Genomic DNA, 18,724 nt, shown 5'->3' with positions numbered 1-18,724 from the left:
ACAAATCGCGCCGGCCGATTGAATAAATCCGGTAAAAGCGGCATCGCGCATATTTTAAATCATTGTGAAATAGCGGTGACATTGCCGGTATTCGGCGAAAGCCGTTTGCGCGCGACGCCCATTGCTTCCGCAGCACGCTCAATCCAGGCGGCCCGCCAGGACTGCCAATGCGCAGCCGGGAATTCACATTTCTTGACAGATATATTGGTGCGATTGAATGAATCGTCAAAGAATGATGACTTGACGATTCCTGATATTAAATACCAGTAGAGGATGTGTAGTATGCCGAACATAGGTATTTATATCCCCATGTTACTTTATCGTTAATGCATTATTGATTAGAGGTTGCATATCGCCGCCGCGATGCGTAATCGAATAACGAGCGGAGACTTGGGGGGGACACATTCTCGACCGATCGTCGAGTTACTCGGCGTGGCTGGTGTATAAAGGCAATCACATGATGCAAGCAGCATTTCTGTTTCCGGGGCAAGGTGCATTTTACGCGGGCGCGACCCAGGCGTTGAGCCGCGCCTATCCCGCCGTGAAACAGTCGATGCAGGCTATCGACGCGGTGGCCGTGCGGCGGCTGCGCCGTTCGCTGCTGACGGCGCTCGGGGATGAGCGTCTCGACATCGGCCAATGGCTGCAGCATGCGCCCGATCTGCTGCAACTCGCGCTTTATGCGACATCCGTCTCATTCTTCGAAGCGTTGCGCGCCGGTGGGGCGCGGCCGGCCGTGCTCGTTGGGCACAGTTTCGGTGAGATTGCCGCGCTTGCGTGCGGCGGCGCGTTTTCGGTCGAGACGGGGGCCGAGATGGTCTGCGACCGGATCGATTCGTTGCGGATGATGGCGCCGTCCGACGGCCGCATGGCAGCGGTGTCCGCCGCGCCGCAGGCGGTGCGCGAACTCGTCGCGGCATGCTTTGGAGATTCGCTCGATGCGCAGCCCGGGCGCGTGAGCATTGCGGTCGAGAACCATTCGGCGCAAACGGTGGTGTCGGGCGCACATCGCCATGTCGAGACATTCATTGCTTATTGCGCGCAGAAAAATATTTCTGCGCAAATCTTGAATTCGCCATACGCATTTCATCATAAGGATTTGGAAAATGCGCGCGTCGAATTCGGTAAACGGTTAAAGAGTTATAAAACCGGGCCGCTTGAATATCCGGTTTATTCGCCGATTTTGAATCGGTATTACGCCGGCGCCGACGATCTCGGCGCTTGTCTTGCGGATCATCTCGTATTGCCGGTGCAGTTTGCGCAGGCGGTGGCAAGACTCAAGGCGTCTGGCGTTGGCGTACTCGTCGAGTGCGGCGCGCTGAATGCGCTCAGCAAGATCGCGATACGCGTCGTGGGGCCGGGGGGCGTCAAAACCTTCCCCGGCGCCGCGAGCGTGCGCGACGAGCTGGGCGCAGTGGAAAACGTACTCGCATATTTCGACAAAGAGAGCCGAACCATGAACGACGACATCCGAGCAAGCAACCTGCAACCCGATTTCGATGAATTCTGGCGCGTGAGCGGCCCAGGAATCGTCGACAAGATCAAGGGCGAACTCAAGCGTTTCTTCGATGCGCACGCCCACCGCGGCCTGCAAGCAACGCCCGCGCCGCAGATCGTTACCGACCTTCGCGTTGCGCCCGCCGCACCCGCCGCGTTTGCCGCCGTTGCGCCTGCGGCATTTGCACCGGTCGAGCCCGCTGCGTTTGCACCGGCCGCACCGGCGGCCTATGCACCGGCCGCGCCCGCCGCACCTGCTGCCTCCGCGGCTTTCGCGCCCGCCACGCATGTGGAGCCCCATGCCGCTTTCGCGCCCGTCGCGCAGGCTGCCGCGCCGTCGTATGTGCCCGCTACGCCCGCTGCTCCCGTCGCACCTGCCGCGCCCGCCGGCGTAGCACGCGTGCCGCGCGATCGGCTGTTCAACGAGCTTGTCGCCATCTATGCTGAAGCCATGGAGTATCCGGTCGAAGTGTTCACCGAAACGGTCGAACTCGAAGCGGAGCTTGGAATCGATTCCGTCAAGCAGACCGAAATCATTCAGCGTATCAGCGCACGCTATGGGCTGCCGCCGCTGCCGTCGAATTTCCGGGCCGGCGATTTCAAGACGATGGGACAAATCGTCGATTTCGTCTACGAACACCAGCACAAGGCCGCGCTCGTCGCGGGCTGAGCGGCGGTTGCCCCGCGCCCGCCCCTGCACCGACAGAACAACAATCGAAGGGGCCGGCTCAGACGGGGCATCTCGTCCTAACCACTTGCACTCCTGATCGATCAAAAGATATGTCGAATTCCATTCTGCCGAACTCCTACCTGAAGGGGAAACGGGTACTGGTGACGGGCGGGGCGAAAAACGTCGGCAAGGCAATCTGCCGACGATTCGCCGAAGCTGGCGCTCATGTCATCGTCAACTTCTTCCATTCGCTCGATGCATCCAAGGAAACCGCGGCAGAGCTGCGCGCGCTCGGTGCGACGGTCGACGTCGTGCGCGCGTCGGTGGCTCAGGAGGCGCAAGTCAACCGGATGTTCGACGAGATCGAGGCGAAATACGGAACGATCGACATTCTCGTCAACAACGCGGCGTCGGGCGCGCTGCTGCCGATCGACGACATCGAATCCGCGCATTTCGACCGCGCGATCGACACCAATCTGAAAGGCGCATTCTGGTGCGCGCGCCGCGCCGCGCGGCTGATGGCGCGCGCCGGCGGCGGCGCGATCGTCAACGTGTCGTCGGTGGGCGCGATTCTGGTGCCGGCCAACTATCTCGTGGTCGGCACGGCGAAGGCCGCGCTCGAATCGCTGACGCGCTATCTGGCTGTCGAGTACGCGCAGGCCGGCATTCGCGTGAACGGCGCGTCGTCGACGCTGATCGACGGCGACGTCGCCGCGCAATTCCCCGATCCCGAGAATACGAAGCGTTCGAGCATCGCGGCGACGCCGCTGGGCCGGCTCGCGACGCCGGACGATCTCGCGGACGTCGTGCTGTTTCTCGCGTCGGATGCGGCGCGCTGGATTACCGGGCAGGTGATTGTCGCGGACGGCGGGATGTCGCTGTGCAGCGAAGGTCTGTCGCCGCGGCCTGAGTGGCGCACGCAGCCGGATGCGGGGCACGCAGCGGCCGCGGCGCCGGTTGCGCTGGCAAATGCCGCCGCCGCGGTGAACGCGGCGCAGACGGCGGCATTCGGGCAGGCTGCGCAAGCGAGCGCCGCGCACGCCGCACCGGCGGTGGGTTCGGCCGCCGCCGCACCGTCCGCGCAAGCGTTGGCTGCGCCGCTGACGCAAGCGCCGGCCGCCTTCGCGCAGACGGCACCCGCTGTGGCTGCCGCTGCATCGGCGCCTGCCGCTGCGCTTGCGCAAGCGGTTGCCGCGCCTGCTGCCGCCGTCGCCGCGCCGCAAGCGGCAGCGCCTGCCACCGCACAAGCGCCCGCCGCCGATTCGAGCGACGACGCTGACGACGCCGACGAAATCGCCGTCGTCGGGATGGGCGTCGCGCTGCCGGGCGCGAGCGATCCGCAGGCATTCTGGCAGGCGCTTCTCGACGGCCCCGAGCTGTTCGGCAACGTGCCGCCCGATCGTTGGGATTACCGATCGTTCTACTCGCCGGACCTGTCGGCCGAAGACAAGAGCTATCAATCGCGCTCGGTGTTCATCGAGCATTTCGAGCCCGAGGCGAAGCTGCGCGCCGAGATCGACGCCGCCGCCGCGCCGCAGGAGCTGACGACCCTGTGGCTGCGCCATTCGCTGCGCCAGGCGCTCGCCGGCGTGACCATTCGCGACGGCGACCGCACATCGTTCGTCGTCGGCTACACCGCCGACGGCAGCCAGCATCTCGAGGAAGGGATGGTGCTGGCGGCCATGCGCACGCGGCTTGGCGCGGCGCTCGACGAGGCCGGCGTGACGGCCGAGGCGCGCGCGCACCGCATCGCGCAGATCGACGCCATGCTGCGCGCGCGCTATGCGCGCGGCAACGAGGGCGAGCTTGCCGAATTTTTCCCGCACCGGGTGGGCTTGAACGCGATGCGCGGCGTGCTGCCCGACGACGCCGAATACATGATGATTGATACCGCATGCTCGTCGTCGCTCTATTCGGTCGATCTCGGCCTGAAGAGCCTGCTCGAGGGCAAGCATGACGTGGTCGCGTGCGGCGGTGCGTTCGCGCTCGCGCCGCGCGGCTCGGTGATGTTCGCGAAGCTGCACGGGTTGTCCAAGAGCGGCGAGGTGCGCCCGCTCGACAAGGCCAGCGACGGCGTGCTGTTTGCCGATGGCGCGGGCATCGTGATCCTCAAGCGCCTGAAGCGGGCGATCGCCGACGGCGACCGCGTGCTCGGCGTGCTGAAGACGTTCGGCTCGTCGTCGGACGGCAAGGGCAAGGCGATCTACGCGCCGAATTCGGCCGGCCAGAGCATTGCGATCGGCCGCGCATACCAGCAGACCGACGTGCCGAAGGCATCGATCGACTGGGTCGTCGCGCACGCGACCGGCACGCCGGCCGGCGATCTCGCCGAATTCCAGAGCCTGCGCGAGATGCTGTCCCGCGAGCGGCCGGTGCAGGTCACGTCGAACAAATCGCTCGTCGGGCATACCGGCTGGGCGGCGGGTGTCGTATCGCTGATTCAGGTGCTGCTCGCGCTCGAGCACGGCTGCATTCCGCCGCAGCACCGGTTTGCCGAGCCGCCGGCCGAGTTCGAGATCGAATCGAGCGGCCTCACGGTGCCCACGCGCCCGGTCGATTGGCCGCGCAAGCCGCACGCGCCGCGTTTTGCGGCCGTGTCGGGCTTCGGCTTCGGCGGCACGAACGGCCACTTGATCGTCGGCGAATACCGGCCGGATCTGCGCGCGCCGAAGCCGGCCGCGCGCGTCAACCGCGAGCCGCTTGCGATCGTCGGCTGGTCGGCGAAGGTTCCCGGCCTCGATAGCCGTGACGCCGTCGCCGCATGGCTTGCCGGCACCGGCGCGAAGCCGGGCGCGAGCTTCGGCCTCACGTATGCGCTGCCGAGCTTCGAGCGCGTGCGCATGCCGCCCGCGGTGCTGCGCGCGCTCGATCGCTGCCAATTGATGGCGCTCGACGCCGCGCACGATCTGCGCGAGCAGATCAGTGACTACTGGCGCGCGCATGCGAACACGATCGGCGTGGTGATGGGGCATATGGGCCCGACGCGCAACGCCGCGCTGTACGCGAGCCGCTGCTATATCGACGATATCGCGACCGCCGTGCGCGCGGGCGCCGACGATGCGTCGCGCGCCGCGCTCGACGAGCTGCTCGCGCGCGTTGCGGACAAAACGAAGAGCCTCGTGCCGCCGACTACCGAGAATTCGTTCCCCGGCATGATGCCGAACGTGATTCCGGCGCGCGTGGCGAATTACTACGATCTGCACGGGATGAACATGACCGTCGACGCTGGACATGCGTCGACGCTGGCCGCGTTCGAAGTCGCGTCGCGCTTCCTGAGGAGCGGTGAACTCGATATGGCGATCGTCGGCGGCATCAACGGCAATTCGGCCGACGAAGTGCAGCCCGCGTTCGACAAGCCGCTCGCCGAGGGCATCGTGCTGTTCGCGGTGACCACCAAGGCGCAGGCCGAGGCGGCCGGGCTGCCGGTGCTGGCGTGGGTCGAAAGCGGTCGCGAGTTCGACGAAGGGCTCGCGCCCGCGGTGTTGCGCGATGCGGCTGGCCGCGAGGTCACGTATGCGGGCGCCGACGGCGCGCTCGCGGTGCTGCGCGCGCTCGTGAGCGGTCCGGATGCGGCGTCGATCGCGTTCGGCAACGGCGCCGATCAGGTGCGCTTCGGATTGCGCGTCGATCGCAAGCAGCCGCCGGCGCCCGTCGATCGCGCGCGCAAGAGCGCGGGCGCCGCAGCCCGCGCCGTCGTGCCGGGCGCGTCGGCCCAGACGGCTGTTGCTGGCGTTGCCGCCGTGCCCGCCACTGCCGCCGCCGTTGCCACCGCGCACGCATTGGTTGCGCCCGGCGCGCCGGCCGCGCCGCGCGTGGCGATTCCGCAGACGCTGAAAGCGGTCGACGTCGCCGCAGACGGCGAACCGCTCGGCGTTACCCGTTACCGGATCGAATGGCTGGACACGCCGTGGCAGGCGGGCGCCGGCACCCTGGCGTATCTGCCCGCAGGCAGCGTGGTCGTCACCGATATGCCCGAGCTGCTCGACGGCATCGGCATGCTGCCCGCCGATCTGCTGGTGCTCTCCACGCGTGCGACGACGTTCTCGCGCGCGCGCGTCGCGGTGATCGACACGGTCGACGAAACCGCGCTGCAAGCGCTGATTCCGGCCGGCACGAGCCACGTGCGCGTGCTGACTTCGTTGAACGCGAGCGCGCTCGCGCCGGACCATCTCGCCGCGCCGACGCCGCAGCGGCTGAAGCTGCACGATCTCGCGTTCGTCACGCTCAAGCAGTGCTATGACGATGTGGCCGCCGAAGGCTCGTTCGTCGAGCTGCTGCTCGACGCGGTGAAGGACGGCGTGCCGCACCCGGACGCCGGCATGTTTACGGGATTCGCCAAGGCGCTCGCGATCGAGCTGCCGAAAGCGCGCTCGCTCGCGGTGCTCACGAGCGATGCGGATATCCGCCAAGGCGTCGCGCAGGCCGAGCGCGAGAGCGGTGCGCAGCATCTGCTGCCGGTGGTCGCGCTGGCAGGCGCGCGGCGCTTGACGCCGCGCGTCACGCGCGATGCGGGCGCACTGCCCGCCGACGGGCTCGCGCGGATCGGCCCCGATTCGGTGATCGTCGCGTTCGGCGGCGCGCGCGGCATCACGGCCGAGCTGATGAAATCGGTGGCCGAGCATTTCCGCCCGACGATCTACCTGATCGGCAGCAGCGCGCTCGACGCTTACGGCCCGGACGTATACGCAGGCAGCGACGAAGCGTTCGCGCGCCGCCGCGCCGATTACATCCGCGAGCAGAAAGCGTTGAACCCCACGCTGCCGCTGCCCGCGATCATCAAGGCGTTCGAGCGTCAGATCGACGCCCGCGCCGCGCGCCGCAACATCGACGTGATGCAGTCGTACTGCGGCCCGAACAAGGTGTTCTATCTGCGCGCGAACGTGCTCGACGCGCAGAGCGTGCGCGCCGCGGTCGAACGGATTGCCGCCGCCGGCCGGCCGGTCGATCTCGTCATCAACGCGGCGGGCCTCAATCGCTCGGCGTCGGTCAACGTGAAATCGTTCGCGGATTTCGTCGCGGTGCGCGACATCAAGATTCGCGGCTATTGGAATCTGCGCAGCGCGTTCGGCGCCGCGCAGCCGCGCGCGTGGTGCAACTTCGGCTCGTTCATCGGGCTGACGGGGCAGGCGGGCGAAACCGATTACGCATCGGGCAACGATTTCCTGAACACGCAGGCGGCCTATCACCGCGAGGCGCTCGCGCAGGACGAGTTTACGATCGGCTGGACGCTGTGGCGCTCGGTCGGCCTCGGCTCGAACCCCGTGACGCGCGCGTTCCTCGAGAAGAGCGGGCTGTTCACCAGCATGCGGACCAACGAGGGGATTCATCACTTCCTGCGCGAGATCAACCTGAGCGCGCGCGCCGCCAGTTCCGTGCACCTCGGCGACGCCGAGCGCCGCGCGATCGAGGCCTATCTGCCGACGTTCTTCGACAACGATGCGCAAGCTGTGCCGGCCGCGCATGCTGCGTCGGCTCAGAGCGAACCGTCGATGCCGAGCGCGTCGTCGAACCGGCGCGCGCCGAGTCAGCGCGTCGAGCCGCACGCACCGGCCGCGGCCCAACCCGTGCCGCAATCCGCGCCTGCCGTGCCGGCAGCCGCGCGCGATTTCTACCTGGGCCGCGAAGTGAGCCGCACGAGCGACAGCGTGACGTTCGAGCGCGTCTTCGATTTGCGTACCGACGCGTATTTGCAGCACCACGTCGTCAACGGCTTTGCGACGCTGCCCGGCACGTTCGTGCCGGAGCTTGCCGCCGAAGCCGCGCTGAAGCTGATACCGGGGCAGTGCGTGGTGGGTTTCCGCGACGCCGCGTTCCGCCATTTCCTGCGCGTCTATGACGCGGACCGGCCGAGCACCAAGCGGATTCACGCGCAGCTCGTCGGCCGCGAAGGCGACACGTCGGTCGTGCAGGTGCGGGTGACGGGCGACGTGTTCGCGCCGAACGGCCAGCTTTTGGTGCGCGACAAGCTGCACTTCGAGATCAAGGCCCTCGTCGCGCCGCGCTACGCGTATGCGCCGGTATGGCCCGCACAGAGCGAGCCGCGCACGCCGGTCGCCGATCCCTACCATTTCGAATCGGCGCCCGTGCGCCTGACCAATATGTTCGTGTCCACCACCGACACGGGCATGAGCGCGTCGGGCAAGGGCGCGCGCTATCAACTGAACGTCGCCGTCGACGATCCGGTGTTCTCGCGCTTCGTGGTCCCGAGCATCATGCTCGACGGCCTGGCACGGGTTGCCGCGCTGAACTATGTCGCCGACGACTATATTCCGCTTGCTGCTCCGCTGACGATCGGCCGGATCGATCTATACGAAGGCGGCAACGATTGCGAACTGACGAGCCGTCACGAGCGGATCGATCTGTACGCAACGCCGCGCGAATTCGCGCTCGAAGGCGGGCACGGCGGCAACCGCTTCGTCGCGGTGCGCCCCGACGGCCGGATGCTGATGCAGATGACCGACGTGACGGGCGTCGTGATCGGCTACGTGCACCGGACGACGGGCGCCTATGCGACGAAGGCCGAAGTCGACGCGCTCGTCGCGCGTCGCACAACCGAAAGGGAGACGGCATGAGCAAACGCAGCCAAGCGCCGGGGCCGCGCGGCAGCCTCATGATGGGTAATTTGGCCGAGTACAAGCGTAATCCGATCACGATGCTGCTGCGCCTGCAGCAGCAATACGGCGACGTCGTGCGCAACCGGCTCGGGCCTTTCGTCACGCATGCGCTCGCGCATCCGGACTACGTCCAGTACGTATTGCAGGAGAATCATCGCAACTACGTGCGCGGACGCTTTTACGACAATTTCAAAAAGTTTTTCGGCGACGGCATTTTGACGACCGACGGCGACTTTTGGCGTCGCCACCGGCGCGTCGTTCAGCCGCTGTTTCACAAGAAGCAGGTCGAATCGCACGCGGCGGCGGTGGGCGACGCGGCGCTCGCGCTCGCGCACCGCTGGAGCGGGCTGCCGCCCGGCGAGGCGATCGACGTCGTCGAGGAAATGATGACGCTGAGCCTGAGAATGCTCGGGCTGATGGTCTTCAACTCCGACGTGTCGACGCACGCTCAGGCGCTCGGGCCGGCCGTGCGCTTCGGAATCGAAGCGATGATGCCGCAGGGCGATGCGAACGATTTCACGCCGCGCTGGGTGCCCACGCGCTTCAATCGCAAGGTCGCGCATGCGCAGCGCGCGATCAACACGATCATCGACAAGATCATTGCCGACCATCGCGAAGGCAACTGCGAGCCGAGCGATGTAATCTCGATGCTGATGAACGCCCGCGACCCGGACACCGGCCAGCCGCTGACGCAAAAGGAAGTGCACGACGAAGTGCTGACGGTGTTCCTCGCCGGGCACGAGACGACGGGCTCGGGCCTCGCGTGGGCGCTCTATGCGCTCGCGCAGCATCCGGCGGTATTGCGCCAGTTGCGCGAGGAACTCGACGCGCGGCTCGGCGGGCGGGCGCCGACGGTGCAGGATCTCGAGCAGCTGCCGTATCTGCAACAGGTGGTCGACGAGGTGCTGCGCGTCTATCCGCCGATCTGGGGCTTCACGCGCGATCTCGTCGACGACGACGAGATCGGCGGCTATCACATCCCGGCGGGCTCATCGATTTTCGTGTCGCCTTACGTCACGCATCGGCATCCCGCGTTCTGGCGCAATCCGGACGCGTTCGACCCGGAGAACTTCGCAAGCGAGGCGACCGTCGGCCGCCATCGCTACGCATTCTTCCCGTTCGGCGGCGGGATGCGCAAATGTATCGGCTTTCAGACCGCGCTGCTGCAAATGCGCGTGCTGGTGGCGGTGATCGCGCAGCATTGCGATTTGAACGCGCTGCCCGGTCACCCGATCGAGCTTGGCGCGATGATCTCGTTGCGGCCGGTGCACGGCATTCGGCTGATCGTGAAGCCGCGCGAGCGCGAGCGCAGCCATTTCGCGCGCGTGCGCGAATACGAGCAGGCGCGTGCGGCCGATCAGGCCGGCGGCTATGCGGGCGATGAACGCGCGGTGTGCCCGATGCACGCGGCGCGCGAGCCGGGCGCGGCCGGTGCGGCGCACGCGGCCGGCGCGGCGGGACTCGCGGCGGCCTGCCCGGCGGCCGCATCGGCCGACGCCGCAGAACCCGGCGCGCACGCGTTGGCCGACGCGGCCGATATGACCGATACGGCCGGCCAGCCGGCTTTGGCCGCGTCCGGCAGCACGGCCGAGGCCGCGAGCGTGCCGAGCGTGCCGGCGTGGCGCTTTACGTGGCGTCCGACGCCCGTCGAGCCGGTGTCCGACATGCCGTCGTCCGCGTTGAGCGGCAAGCGGATCGCGCTCGTCAACGGGCGCGGCGGCACGGTCGAGCGCGTGGCGGCGGCGCTCGCGCGCGCGTGCGCAAAGGTGTCGGTGTTCGCGCCGGCCGAGCACGTCGATTGCGCAGTTGCCGCGAAAACGTTTCTCGACGAATCCGGCCCGCTCGACGGCATCATCGATCTCGGCCTCGAAACACCGTTCGCGCTCGATGCGGCGAATGCGTGGGAAGCGCCGATGCGCCGCACGGTCGAGCTGCTGAAGGTGTGCTACGACGAATGGGCGGAGGTGGAGGACACGTCGCGGCTCTTCTATGTCGCCGTCACGTGGATGGACGGCATGATGGGCTATGGCGACGACACGCTCACGCAGCCGCTCGGCGGCCTGTGGGCGGGATTCGCGAAGACGCTGCCGCAGGAGCTGCCGAACTGCAACGTGCGGGTGCTCGACATCTCGCCGGACGAGACGCGCCGTGTCGACCGGTTGATCGTCAACGAGCTGTATCGCTGGGGGCTGTTCGAAGTCGGCTACCGGCAGGGCGTGCGCTATACGCTGCACGCTCAACGCCATGAATTGCCGCCGGCGGAAACGCCCGCGCCCGCGCTGCTCGCGCCGGGCGACGCCGTGCTGTTTTCCGGCGGCGCGCGCGGCATCGGCCTGCTGTGCGCGCGCGCGCTTGCCGAGCAGTACGGCTGCACGGTCATCGTCACGGGCCGCGACACGCCGCCGGAAGGCAGCGAGCCGTGGGCCGCGCTCGATGAAGAAGGGTTCAAGCGATACAGCCACGAGCAGTTGCGCGCCGCGTCGCCGGACAATCCGCCGAAAGCGATTCGCGCGCGCCTTTCCCGGCTCAAGCGCCAGCGTGCGCTGAAGGCGGCGCTCGACGAATTCGCCGCGCGCGATCTGCCGGTGCGCTATCGCGTCTGCGACGTGACCGATGCGGCCGCCGTGCGCGCGCTGTGCGACGAACTCGGCGATTCGCTGCGCATGGTGATTCACAACGCGGGCGTGGACCGTCCGGTGCGGCTCGTGCAGAAGAGCGCGGACGATTTCGAGGCGACGGTGCGCACCAAGGTGCTCGGCTTCGCGAATCTGTGCGACGCGGTGCGTGCGCGTCCGCGGCTCGTGCGGTTCTGCAACGTCGGCTCGCTGACGGGCCGCTGGGGCGGCATGACGGGCGAGACCGATTACGCGGCCGCGAACGACGGTCTCGCGCGTCTGGGCCTGTGGGCGGCGCGCCATGCGCTGTCGCCCGCGTGCGGCGTGAAAACGCTGGCATGGCCGACCTGGGAAGGGGTCGGGATGATCACGAACTTCGCGATCACGCAGCGCTACGTGACGCCGATGAACGTCGACGAGGGCGTGCGCCATTGGCTGCGCGAGCTTGCGTCGCCGGGCAGCGGCGAAGTGACGTTCGTCGGCGCGATCGGCCGCGCGCCGACGCCCGTGCAGATCAAGGGTTTCAATCCGATTCACGAACTGCCGAACATCGGCGAGCTGGTCACGCGCGGACACCACGCGGGCGAGCCGCTGCGTTTTCGTCCGTTCAAGCGCTTCGAGACGCGCTACACCGTCGATCCCGCCGTCACCCCGTTCGCGCAGGCGTTCCGCTTCAACGGCCGCGTCGTGCTGCCCGCGTCGCTCGTGCTCGAACACGCGTGCGCGGTGGGCGATTGGGTGATGCCGCCGACAGGCGAGCCGCGTCAGCTGGCCGAGATGACCAACGTCACGCTGCATCTGGACGCGCTGCCGGAGGTGCCGGGCGGCGTCGAACCGGTCGAGATCGACAGCAAGGCGGTCGGCTACATGATCGGTGACGTCTGGTGCGTCGACGTGCGCTGCAGCGATGCGCGCACCCGCGCCGAGCTGCTCGCGATGACGCTCGTCTATCAACCTCAGCCGGAGCCGGTCGGCGCCGCATACGCGCGCGCGCCCCGCTTGCAGCCCGCGCACCAGCCGCTGGCTGCCGTGCCCTATGCCGCATGGAACGGCGAGCTGCTGCCGGCGGGCGATTGGAGCGTGCCGGACGACGCGTCCGCGGGCATCGTGAGAATCGGCCGCGTGTCGCCCGCGGCGGTGCTGAGCCTCTGGACGCTGCCGTTTCCGCTCGAATTGCGCTTGCCGGTCAATCACGTCGAGCACGTGCTGCGCGTGCTGTTCGCCAAATGGAGCGCGTCGCGGCAGCAGGCGCCGGCGACGTGGCGCATCGGCCGCGTCAAGCTCGCGCGTCTGCCGGCGTCGTCGGCAGACTGCGTCGCCGAATATGTGACCGGCCGTTTCGCGGTGCTCGACGCGCGCGGCTACGTGCTGATGCGATTCGACGATGCGCGCTTGGGCGAGGCCGAGCCGGCCCGGCCCGAATCGGGCGCGCTCGCCGATTCGCTGACAGCCTGATGCGCAAGCGCACAACTGAATTGGAGTGACGACGATGACAACGACCCCCAGCCGGGACGACAGCCAGCGCTATTGCATCATCGGCGGCGGCGCGGCAGGCATTACGACCGCGAAGAATCTGCGCGAGCAGGGCATCGATTTCGACCTGATCGAACGCGAGGACGATTTCGGCGGCACGTGGTATTACGGCAAGCCGTGCAGCGCGATCTACCGATCGGTGCACATGATCAGCTCGCGCGCGTTTTCCGAGTACACCGACTACCCGATGCCCGCCGACTATCCGACCTACGCGCGCGGCGATCAGGCGCTCGCGTATCTGCGCGACTACGCGCGGCGCTTCGGCGTCTACGAGCACACGGAATTCAACCGCACCGTGCTCGAAGTCGCGCCGCTGCCCGATAGCGGCTTGTGGCGCGTCGAACTCGACGGCCACGAGGTGCGCCACTACAAGGGCGTGCTGGTCTGCAACGGCCACTTGTCGAAGCCGCGCGTGCCCGACTATCCGGGCCGCTTCGACGGATTGCAGCTGCATTCGGCGCTGTACAAGACGCCCGACGTGCTCAAGGATAAGCGGGTGCTGGTGATCGGCGCGGGCAATTCCGGCTGCGACATCGCGGTCGAGGCCGTGCATCACGCAAAGGCGGTGTTCCACAGCACGCGGCGCGGCTATTACTACTGGCCGAAATTTCTGTTCGGAATGCCCGCAGACGAATGGGCCGAATGGCCGCTGAAGCTGCGCATGCCGCTGTGGGCGCGGCGCTTTTTCGGCGAGCGGCTGCTGCGGCTGACGACCGCCGGCCAGCCGGAAGACTACGGGCTGCCGAAGCCCGACCATAAGCTGTTCGAATCGCACTTCATCATCAATTCGACGCTGTTCTACCACCTCGGGCACGGCGATCTCGTCGCGAAGCCGGACGTCGTCGAACTGCGCGGCGACCGTGTCGCGTTTTCGGACGGCAGCGAAGAGCCGATCGACGTGATCATCTATGCGACGGGCTTCCAGTTGAGCTTCCCGTTTCTCGATCAGTCGTATTTGCAGTGGGACAAGATGCAGCCGCGCTTGTATCTGAACGTATTCGATCGCGCGCATCCGAACCTGTTCTTCGTCGGCCTGTTCCAGACCTCGACCGGCAACTGGCCGCTGATGGACTACCAGGCGCAGCTCGTGTCGCGCTACCTGCGCGCGCGCGAGGCCGCGCCCGCGAAAGCGGCCCGGCTCGACCGCCTGATTCAGCGCGACCATTCGAACTGGAACGGCGGCATTCATTTCAGCGACACGCAGCGGCACGTGATCGAAGTCGAGCACTTCGCTTACCGGTTGCAATTGAAGCGGCTGATCCGCTCGCTGCCGGCCGCGCCGGCAATGTCGGCCCGGCCCGCGCGGCCGGCCGGCGCGGCCACGGCCGCGGCCGCCGCCGCCACGCCGCGCGTGCGCACCGGGGGCGCGGGATGACGATCGTCACCGTCGAAAACGTCAGCAAGACTTATCTGCTCGACAGTGTGAAGGTGACTGGCCTGGCCGACGTGTCGGTCGAGATCGGCGCGAACTGCTTCACCGTGTTGAGCGGCCCGTCCGGCAGCGGCAAGACCACGCTGCTCAACATGATCGGCTGCATCGACCGGCCGGATGCGGGGCGCGTCGTGGTCGCCGGGCACGACACCGCGACGCTTTCGGACGATGCGCTGTCCGATTTCCGGGCGCGGCAGGTCGGCCACGTGTTCCAGTCGTTCAACCTGCTGCCGGTGCTGTCCGCCTACGAGAACATCGAGTATCCGTTGCTGATGGCGCGCCGGCCGCCGCGCGAGCGCGCCGAGCGCGTCGCGCAACTGCTCGACGCGGTGGGGCTCGGCGGCAAGGGCAAGCACCGGCCGAGCCAGTTGTCCGGCGGGCAGCGGCAGCGCGTCGCGATCGCGCGGGCGCTTGCGGCGGGCCCGTCGCTCGTGCTGGCCGACGAGCCGACCGCGAACCTCGATAGCGTCACGGGCCGCGCGATCATCGCGCTGATGCACAAGATGCAGCGTGACAGCGGCGTGTCGTTCATCGTGTCGTCACACGATCCGCAAGTGCTCGAAGCGGCCGACGACATCGTGCAAATCCGCGACGGCCGCATTGTCGGACGGCGTCGCGCCGCGCAGGAGGCGTAGAGCAGATGCATACCTTGATGCTGGCGCTGCGCAATCTGCAGCGCAACCGGCGGCGCTCGATCACGACGCTGCTCGCGATGATCGTCGGCGTGTGTGCGATCTTGCTGTTCGGCGGTTTCAGCAAGGACATCACGTTCGGATTGCAAACCGATTTCGTGCGCCGCACCGGCCATTTGCAGATTCAGCGGCACGGCTACTTCCAGTACGGCAGCGGCAATCCGGTCGCGTATGGCATCAGCGGCTACGAGCGGCTGATTGCGCGGTTGCGCGACGATCCCGTGCTGTCGCCGATGATCGCGGTCATCACGCCGACGCTGCAGTTCGGCGGAATCGCCGGCAATTTTGCGGCGGGCGTGTCGCGCACGGTGCTCGTGCAAGGCGCGAACGCCGACGAGCAAAACCGGATGCAGCAGTGGAACGACTACGGTTTTCCGCTCGCGCCGAAGCCGTATCCGCTCGTCGGCACCGCATCCGATGCGGTGATCGTCGGGCACGGCGTCGCGCGCGTGCTGCATCTGTGCGAGCCGCTTGCCGTGCCCGATTGCGGCGGCGGCGATCTCGCGCAGGACGTGGCGGCCGCCTCCGGCGCTTCCGCCGCGCAGGCCGCCGACGCGCCCGCCGACGTGCTCGCGCTGTCGGCCGCCGAGGCCGACGCGCAAAAGGGAGAACAGCGCGGCGAGCGTTCGGGCGCGACGCACATCGAAGTGCTCGCGGCGAACGCCTACGGCGCGCCGAACGTCGGCGGCTTTACGGCGGTGAAGGCCGAGCAGCAGGGCGTGAAGGAGTTCGACGACGTTTATCTTGCGATGCATCTGCCGCGCGCGCAGCGGCTCGTGTATGGCGGCGACGCGCCGCGCGTGACGGCCATCGAGATCCAGCTCAAGCACACTACGCAGCTTGCGGCCGCGCGTGCGCGAATTGATCAGTTGTTTGGCGGCCGTTTCGAGAATCAGCCGCTCGACGTGCTCGATTTTGCCGCGCTCAATCCGTTCTATGATCAGACGAATCGGATGTTCTCGATGATTTTTGGCTTTGTTTTTGTGCTGATTGGTGCGATCGTGCTGTTCGTCGTCAGTAACACGATGAGCACGGCGATTCTCGAGCGCACGGTCGAGATCGGCACGCTGCGCTCGATGGGCGTGCGGCGCAGCGGGATTCAGGCGCTGTTCGTATGCGAGGGCGCGTTGCTTGGCGTCGTCGGCGCGTCGATCGGCGTGGTGGTCGCGCTGGCGCTCGCGTTCGCGGTCAACCACAGCGGGCTCGCGTGGACGCCGCCCGCGCGGATCGATTCGGTCGCGCTGACGGTGCGCGTGTGGGGCGAGTGGAAGCTGATCGCGCTGACGTTCTTCGGGCTGGCGATCGTCGCGGGGCTGTCCGCGTGGCTGCCGGCGCGTCATGCGGCGCGGCTGTCGATCGTCGACGCGCTGCGGTATGCGTGAGACAGGTTGGCCTGGCGGACGAAACGGATGGCCGGGTTTGATATCGGATCGAGAATGGGGAACCGGATTTGGAAATGATGGGGAGGTGCAACGTGCGTCGCTTGTTTCGTACATGGTGGATCGGCTTGACTCTGGGCGCGGCGGTGCTCGCGCATGCGCAGACCACGCCTGATCCGCAAACGCTGCTCGCGCAAAGCGACGCGATCCGCACGCCGACGAAGTCGTTCGTGCTGACGGCGACGCTGACCGAATACCGCTCGGGCAAGCAGGTCGACGGCAACACGCTGTCGATCTATTCGAAGCCGGATGCGCCGGGCGGCGCGTTCCGCACGCTGGTGCGCTTCGTCGCGCCCGCGCGCGATGCGGGCAAGCTGATGCTGAAAAACGGCAACGATCTGTGGTTCTACGATCCGGCCAACCAGGCGAGCATCCGCATTTCGCCGGATCAGCGGCTGCTCGGCCAGGCCGCCAACGGCGACGTCGTGACCGTCAATCTCGCGCACGACTACAAAGCGGAGATGAAGGGCGCCGAGGATGTCATGGACGGCGACCGGCAAACGCGGCATTGCTACAAGCTGTCGCTGACGGGCAAGGCCGAGGGCCTCACGTATCACCGCATCGAACTGTGGCTCGACGCATCGAACAGCCGGCCGGTGAAGGCGAAATTTTATTCGGAAAGCGAACGTTTGCTGAAAAGCGCGTTCTACCGGCGCTATACGGCGCAGCTCGGCGTCGAGCGTCCGACTGAAACCGTCATCATCGACGGTCTCGACCCGAATTGGGTCACGGTGATGCGCTTCTCCGACTACGCATGGCGTGACATTCCGGATGCGTGGCTGCAACGGGACTATCTGCCCCGCTTCCAGGCGCAATGACGCGAAAACCGTTGGCCGTGCTGGTCTGGCTGCTCGCGGCGGCGGCAGCGCCGTCTCGCGCCGCGCCGGCCGGACCGGAAGCGGCGGGTGTGGCGCATACGCCCGCCGAACCTGCTACCGCGTCGTCTGCACCGGCACCGGCATCAGACGCGCCGAACATACCCGCTGCGGCGGCCGCTGCGGCTCCCGCAGGCAGCGTCGACGACGCGACGAACGCCGCGCTCAATCTCGCCGACGCAACGCCCGCCGCCGCGCCGGAAGCCGCGAAGCCGTGGAAATTCAGCGTGCAGGATGCGATGCGCTGGAGCGACAACCGCGACGCGCCGACGTCCTGGCGCAACCAGCTATCGATCGAATTCCAGTTCGACCACGCGTTGACGCCGTCGCTCGGCGTGCACTTCGCGATGCGCTTCGACCGCTTCGATCCGCTGTCGGCGAATGCGGATTCGCATCGCGACGTGATGCTCGTCAAGGAAGCCTATGCGAGCTGGAAGCCGTCGCCGTATCTCGCGCTCGATGCGGGCCGGATCAATCAGCGCATCGGCGCGGCGATCGGCTACAACCCGACCGATTTCTTTAAGGCAGGCGCGGTCAGCCTCGACGTGCCGCCCGATCCAGACAGCCGCCACACCAACCGGCTCGGCACCGTCGCGGTGCGCGCGCAGCGCGTGTGGGATTCGGGCTCGGTCGCACTGATGCTGGCGCCGCGGCTCGCGAGCCGCAGCGTGCCGGGCGATCCGTTCGCATCGTCTGATCTGCAGCGCACCAACGGCGTCGATCGCTGGATGCTGGTCGGTAGCCAGCGGCTCACACCGACGATTCAGCCGCAATGGGTACTGTATGGAGAAAGCGGACAGTCGCCGCAGTTCGGGCAAAATTTGAGCGTGCTGCTCGGCAATGCGGTGGTTGCTTACGCGGAATGGACGGGCGGCTGGCGGCCTTCGCTGATCGGCGCGTCGACGGGGCGCGGCAACCAGGACCGCGCGTTCCGCACGCGCTCGTCGTTCGGCTTCACGTGGACATTGCCGGTCGATCTGTCGCTGACGGCGGAGCTGCAAAGCAACAGCGGCGGCGCGTCGGCTTCGCAGTGGCGCGCGCTGCAAGCGAGCGATCCGTATGCTTGGGGCCGCGCGGTGCGCACATCGATCTTCGCGCAGGAATTGCCGTCGCGGCACGGGCTGTTTCTAATGGCCGCGTGGCGCAACTTCATCGTGCGCCGCGTCGACCTGACGGGCTTCGCGCAACTGGACCTCGGCGCCGGGCGGCAATATTGGCTGGAGTTGCGGCGGCGTTTCGACAAGTTCGACGTCGCGCTGCAATTCCTGCGGCAAACGGGCCCGTCGTGGAGCCGCTACGGCGCAATGCCGGAAGCGAACAGCGTTCAGGTACTCGGGATCTTTTATCAATAACCGGA

Annotated in this window: 9 protein-coding genes; 8 read left to right on the top strand and 1 reads right to left on the bottom strand. The window is 67.2% G+C overall.

Annotated features, from left to right (window positions below; genetic code table 11):
• Positions 1–59 precede the first annotated feature (59 nt).
• Complete coding sequence (locus AQ611_RS25625) at positions 60–293, bottom strand: hypothetical protein (RefSeq protein WP_125910423.1); 234 nt, start codon at positions 291–293, stop codon at positions 60–62.
• Between the two features lie 164 nt (positions 294–457).
• Here AQ611_RS25625 and AQ611_RS16290 point away from each other — a divergent pair, with 164 nt between their 5' ends.
• The 8 genes from AQ611_RS16290 to AQ611_RS16255 all read left to right on the top strand — a co-directional run bounded on the left by AQ611_RS16290 (position 458) and on the right by AQ611_RS16255 (position 18,719).
• A complete protein-coding gene (locus tag AQ611_RS16290; protein WP_069235370.1) occupies positions 458–2,167 on the top strand; it encodes an acyltransferase domain-containing protein in 1,710 nt (569 codons plus the stop codon).
• A 125-nt stretch (positions 2,168–2,292) separates the two neighbouring features.
• Positions 2,293–8,739 (top strand): SDR family oxidoreductase, encoded by a 6,447-nt coding sequence (locus AQ611_RS16285; RefSeq protein ID WP_102720106.1) that lies wholly within the window; start codon positions 2,293–2,295, stop codon positions 8,737–8,739.
• Positions 8,736–12,851: a cytochrome P450 gene (locus AQ611_RS16280; protein ID WP_069235368.1), complete on the top strand. Its 4,116-nt coding sequence runs from the start codon at positions 8,736–8,738 to the stop codon at positions 12,849–12,851. The genes AQ611_RS16285 and AQ611_RS16280 overlap by 4 nt, the downstream gene beginning before the upstream one ends.
• A 34-nt stretch (positions 12,852–12,885) precedes the next feature.
• On the top strand, positions 12,886–14,304 hold the full coding sequence (locus AQ611_RS16275) for an NAD(P)-binding domain-containing protein (RefSeq protein ID WP_083237416.1): 1,419 nt from the start codon (positions 12,886–12,888) through the stop codon (positions 14,302–14,304).
• A complete protein-coding gene (locus tag AQ611_RS16270) occupies positions 14,301–14,996 on the top strand; it encodes an ABC transporter ATP-binding protein (protein ID WP_059515664.1) in 696 nt (231 codons plus the stop codon). Before AQ611_RS16275 ends, AQ611_RS16270 begins: the two co-directional genes overlap by 4 nt.
• 5 nt (positions 14,997–15,001) lie before the next feature.
• Positions 15,002–16,435, top strand: a complete 1,434-nt coding sequence (locus tag AQ611_RS16265) for an ABC transporter permease (protein ID WP_069235366.1) — start codon at positions 15,002–15,004, stop codon at positions 16,433–16,435.
• A 92-nt stretch (positions 16,436–16,527) separates the two neighbouring features.
• Positions 16,528–17,310, top strand: a complete 783-nt coding sequence (locus tag AQ611_RS16260; RefSeq protein WP_059515669.1) for an outer membrane lipoprotein-sorting protein — start codon at positions 16,528–16,530, stop codon at positions 17,308–17,310.
• Positions 17,307–18,719 carry a hypothetical protein gene (locus tag AQ611_RS16255; RefSeq protein WP_231936053.1) on the top strand — a complete coding sequence of 471 codons (1,413 nt, stop codon included), beginning with the start codon at positions 17,307–17,309 and terminating at the stop codon, positions 18,717–18,719. Before AQ611_RS16260 ends, AQ611_RS16255 begins: the two co-directional genes overlap by 4 nt.
• The last annotated feature ends 5 nt before the right edge of the window (positions 18,720–18,724 follow it).

The organism is Burkholderia singularis (genome assembly GCF_001718875.1).
In the GTDB taxonomy this organism is placed as follows: domain Bacteria; phylum Pseudomonadota; class Gammaproteobacteria; order Burkholderiales; family Burkholderiaceae; genus Burkholderia; species Burkholderia singularis.
The sequence above is the reverse complement of the archived record's forward strand: the minus strand, read 5'-3'. Positions and strand labels throughout refer to the sequence as shown.